We start from the raw sequence: 4649 nt of genomic DNA on the forward strand, positions 1-4649 counted from the left end.
CGCCGCTTTTGTCTGGGTTCTTATTTCAGCGACCGCTGCCGTTCGATTTCGCCGGCGAGGTTGAGGCGCATCCGGGCCACCAGGGCGGAAGCCTGCGCGATCTCCTCCCCGCTCAGCCCGCGGTAGAGCACCCCGTGCAGCTCGTCGATGACCGCCTCCACCTGCGGGCGCAGCGCGAGCGCCCGCTCAGTGGGATAGAGATGGTTGATCCGGCGGTCGTCGGGGTCGGTTTCCCGGCGCAGGAGCCCCGCCTTCTCCATCGACTTCGCCACGCGGGCGATCGTCCCCTTGTCGAGCCCCCGCCCCATCGACAGCGCGTCCTGCGTCGTGCCGGGCATCTGGTAGACCTGCATCAGCACCGGGAGCTGCCCCACCTCGACCCCCAGCGGGGCGAGACGGCAGGCGAAGAACCGCTGTCCGTAGCGGTAGAGGATGGAGATATCCCGGTTGAGGCGCACCGTTTTCATGCCGCGCCCCCCTCCTCCGCCTCCTGCGCCTTGAGCTCGCGGAGGACGGTGAAGCCGATCTGCACCGAGAGCAGGAAGGTCGCCAGGTCGGAGAGCGGCTGGCTGAGCTGCACCCCGAGCACCCCGAAGAGCGGCGGCAGGATGAGGATGAGCGGCAGGAAGAAGAGCCCCTGCCGCGCCATGGCGAGGACGGTCGCCTTGGCTGCCTTGCCAATCGTCTGGCAGAGCATGTTGTTGATGATCACCCAGGACATGAGCGGGAAGGCCACGCATTGGAAGCGCAGCGCCCGCGCGCCGATCTCGACGACAAGCGCGTCCTCCCCGCGGAAGACCGCGATGATCTCGGGGGCGAAAACGAACCCGGCCACCGCCAGCACCGCCAGCACCACGACCGACACGCGCACGCAGAACCAGAAGCCCTCGCGGACCCGCCTGTAGAGCCTGGCCCCGTAATTGAAGCCGCATACCGGCTGGAAGCCCTGCCCGAAGCCGATGAGCGCGGAGGAGGCGAACATGTTGACGCGGGAGACGATCGACATCGCGGCGATCGCCGCGTCGCCGTAGGGGCCCGCCGCGAGGTTGAGGCAGATGGTGGCGACGCTCGCCAGGCCCTGCCGCCAGAGGGAGGGCAGGCCGCCGCGCAGGATCTCTCGGTAGAGCTCCCAGCGGGGGGTGAAGTCCCGGAAATGGATGCGGATGTTTCCGCCCCGCGTGCAGCCGGCCAGCAGGATGCAGAAGCTGACGAACTGGCTGATGACCGTCGCGATCGCCGCCCCGGCGATGCCCATCCCGAACACGAAGATGAACAGCGGGTCCAGCGCGATGTTGAGGATGCCGCCCGCCGCGATGCCGACCATCGCGTAGGAGGCGCTGCCCTGGAAGCGCAGCTGGTTATTGAGGACGAGCGACGCGGTCATGTAGGACGCGCCGAGCAGGATGTACCGCGCGTAGTCCCGGGCGTAGGGCAGGATCGTCTCGGTCGCGCCGAGCAGCCGCACGAGCGGGTCGAGGAAGAGAAGGCCGAAGAGGGTGATGAGCCCGCCCACGATCAGCGCCGAGAAAAACCCGGTCGCGGACATGCGCGAGGCGTCCCGGAAGTCCTGGCCGCCGAGGCTGCGGGCGATATAGTTGCCCGAGCCCTGCCCGAACATGAACCCGATGGCCTGGATGACCGCCATCAGCGAAAAGACGACGCCCACCGCGCCCGTCGCGCTGGTGCCGATCCGGCCGACGAAAAAGGTGTCCGCCATGTTGTAGACCGAGGTGATCATCATGCTGATGATCGTGGGGACCGCCAGCGTCGTGATGAGCCACGGAATGGGCGTCTGGGTCATTCTGGCGAATTTATCCGCCTGGTTCTGGTCGCTGTTCACGAAACCGCTCCCTTTCTTTCCCTCCCATTATATCAGGCGGAAAAATAGTTGTCAACGCAACCTTTCTGCCAGAAAAAGGAGGCCTTTCCCCGGCCTCCCCGCGGGGAAATTTTTAAAAAGGGATTGACAAGGCGCGCCCGGCCTGCTAGAATAACCGTCATAAAAGCAACGGCGCTTTTACCACTCCGTGGGGAAAGTGCCGTCCTTTTTTATATGCATACTGATAAAGACGATGACGGGAAGAGTAGCCCCGACGCCGCGTCGCAGAGAGCCGGGAAGAGGTGGGAGCCCGGTACAAGGCACGGGAGGAAGAACATCCCCGAGTTTCCGACCGAACGCATTTTGCCGGTAGGCTCGGACGCCGGGCGGCACGTTACAGCCGCAAACCATAGGTGAAAGAGTGGGGCGCCCCGGCGCCCTATTTGGGTGGTACCGCGGAAGGAGCGCCTTTCGTCCCAAAACAAGGGACGAAGGGCGCTCCTTTTTCGTCCGATCTTTGGAGGGATCCGTTATGAAACGAACCGACTACTGCGGCGCGCTGCGGGAAACCGACGTGGGCCGCGCCGCCGTCGTCATGGGCTGGGCGCAGAACAAGCGCGACATGGGCGGCGTCATCTTCATCGACCTGCGGGACCGGGAGGGAACGCTCCAGGTGGTGTTCGACGCGCAGAACCTCCCGCGGGAGGATTTCGCCGCGGCGGAGGGCCTGCGCGTCGAATCGGTGATCGCGGTGCGGGGGGAACTGCGCCCGCGCAGCGAGGAAACCTACAATCCCCGGCTCGCCACCGGCACCTTCGAGCTCTGCGCGCACGGGATGGAGGTGCTCTCCGAGGCGCAGCCCCTGCCCTTTTCGCTCGAGGACGCGGCGGGCGTGCGGGAGGAGGTGCGGCTGCGCTACCGCTTCCTCGACCTGCGCCGCCCGGGGCTGCTCGAAAACCTGCGCTTTCGCGCACGGGTCGCGCGCCTCGTGAGCGACTATCTCGAAGGCGAGGGGTTCCTCGCGGTGGAGACGCCGATGCTCACCAAATCCACCCCCGAGGGAGCGCGCGACTACCTCGTGCCCAGCCGGGTGCACCAGGGGGAATTCTACGCGCTGCCCCAGTCGCCGCAGATTTTTAAGCAGCTCCTGATGGTCGGCGGCGTCGACAAATATTACCAGATCGCGCGCTGCTTCCGCGACGAGGACCTGCGCGCCGACCGCCAGCCCGAGTTCACGCAGGTGGACATGGAGCTCTCCTTCGTCGACCAGGAGGACATCCTCCGGCACCTCGAGCGGATGTTCAAACACCTCTTCCGGGAGGCGAAGGGGATCGAATTCCCCGACCCCTTCCCCCGCCTCACCTGGCGGGAGGCGATGGACCGCTACGGCTCCGACAAGCCCGACCTGCGCTTCGGGCTGCCGATCGTCGACGTGACGGAGCTTGCGCGCGGCTGCGGCTTTTCGGTCTTCCGCAGGGCCGTGGAGGCGGGCGGCGTGGTGCGCGCCATCAATGTCAGGGGGCATGGCGATTTTTCCCGCGGCACAATTGAGGAGCTCACCGAAAAGGCCCTCGGCTACGGCGCCAGGGGGATGGCGTGGATCGCCCTCCGGGAGGACGGGGAGCCCTATTCCGTCCTGACGAAGTACTTTTCCGAGGCGGAATTTTCCGCGCTGCTCGACGCGGTGGACGGCGGGCCGGGCGACTTCATCCTCTTCTGCGCCGACCGCTTCTCCACCGTCTGCCGCACCCTCGGCGGGCTGCGGCTCGACCTCGCCGACCTGCTCGGCCTGCGCCGGGACCCCGGGGAATACCGGTTCTGCTTCGTCACCGACTTCCCCCAGTTCGAGTATTCCGAGGAGGAGGGCCGCTACGTCGCGACCCACCACCCCTTTACGATGCCCTATCCCGAGGACCTCCCCTACCTGCTCACCGCCCCCGCGCGGGTGCGCGCGCAGGCCTATGACGTGGTGCTCAACGGCGTCGAGCTCGGAAGCGGCAGCATCCGCATCCATCGCCGGGACGTCCAGGAGCGGATGTTCGAGGCGCTCGGCTTCTCCGACGAGCAGATCGAAGAGCGGTTTGGCTTCCTGGTCAACGCCTTCCAGTATGGCACCCCGCCCCACGGCGGCTTCGCGTTCGGGCTCGACCGGCTGGTCATGCAGATGCTCGGGGCCCCCTCCCTGCGCGACGTGATCGCCTTCCCCAAGACGAAGGACGCCCGGTGCCCGCTCACCGGCGCGCCGGGCCCCGTCGACCCCGCGCAGCTCGACGCGCTCGGGCTGGCCGGCCTCTTCCGGGAGGGCGGGGGAAACGAATCCCCATCCAAAGCGCAGTGCGGCCGGGTCCGCGTCGACGTGGACGCGGCGGCAAAGCTCTCCTGCCTGCGGGTCGCGCCGGAGGAGCGGGAGGCGCTCGAACGGCAGATGGCCGAGCTCGTCGCCTTCGCCGGCCAGCTCGCGGAGGCGGACACCGAGGGGGTCCCGCCCGCAAGCCATGTGGTGCCACTCGAAAACGTCTTCCGGCCGGACAGGGCCGGAACGCCCCTGCCGCGCGCGGACCTGCTCGCGGGCGCGCCCGAGACCCGGGACGGATGCTTTTTCGTCCCGCAGGTCGTGGAATGAGGAGGGAATGAGATGAAAGACCAGCAGATCACGCGGCTCAGCGCCGCAGAGCTCTCCGCGCTGCTCCAGCGGCGGGAGCTCTCCGCCGCGGAGGCGGCGGAGGCCTATCTCTCCGAGATCGAGGCGGGCGACGGAAGGATCGGCGCCTATCTGGCCGTAACGGCGGACACGGCGCGCTCCCGCGCCGCCGAGGTCGACGCGGCGCGG

General features: G+C 67.5%; 3 protein-coding genes, 1 pseudogene and 1 other annotated feature. Of the genes and pseudogenes, 2 read left to right on the forward strand and 2 right to left on the reverse strand.

Features of this window, described 5'->3' with window-relative positions; genetic code table 11:
• Nucleotides 1–20: 20 nt before the first annotated feature.
• Both RDM88_RS11925 and RDM88_RS11930 read right to left on the reverse strand, forming a co-directional pair.
• Complete coding sequence (locus RDM88_RS11925) at nucleotides 21–467, reverse strand: MarR family transcriptional regulator (protein ID WP_308755051.1); 447 nt, start codon at nucleotides 465–467, stop codon at nucleotides 21–23.
• Complete coding sequence (locus RDM88_RS11930) at nucleotides 464–1840, reverse strand: MATE family efflux transporter (RefSeq protein ID WP_374045467.1); 1377 nt, start codon at nucleotides 1838–1840, stop codon at nucleotides 464–466. The genes RDM88_RS11925 and RDM88_RS11930 overlap by 4 nt, the downstream gene beginning before the upstream one ends.
• Before the next feature lie 223 nt (nucleotides 1841–2063).
• Nucleotides 2064–2301 (forward strand) — a binding site (T-box leader).
• A 50-nt stretch (nucleotides 2302–2351) separates the two neighbouring features.
• Here RDM88_RS11930 and aspS point away from each other — a divergent pair.
• Entirely contained in the window at nucleotides 2352–4442 is a 2091-nt protein-coding gene (gene aspS / locus RDM88_RS11935; protein WP_308755052.1) for an aspartate--tRNA ligase, read from the forward strand.
• Nucleotides 4443–4454: 12 nt separating this feature from the next.
• Nucleotides 4455–4649 (forward strand): annotated as a pseudogene (locus RDM88_RS11940) (Asp-tRNA(Asn)/Glu-tRNA(Gln) amidotransferase subunit GatA); the annotation flags it as partial.

The organism is uncultured Anaerotruncus sp. (assembly GCF_902490045.1).
In the GTDB taxonomy this organism is placed as follows: Bacteria; Bacillota; Clostridia; order Oscillospirales; family Ruminococcaceae; genus Anaerotruncus.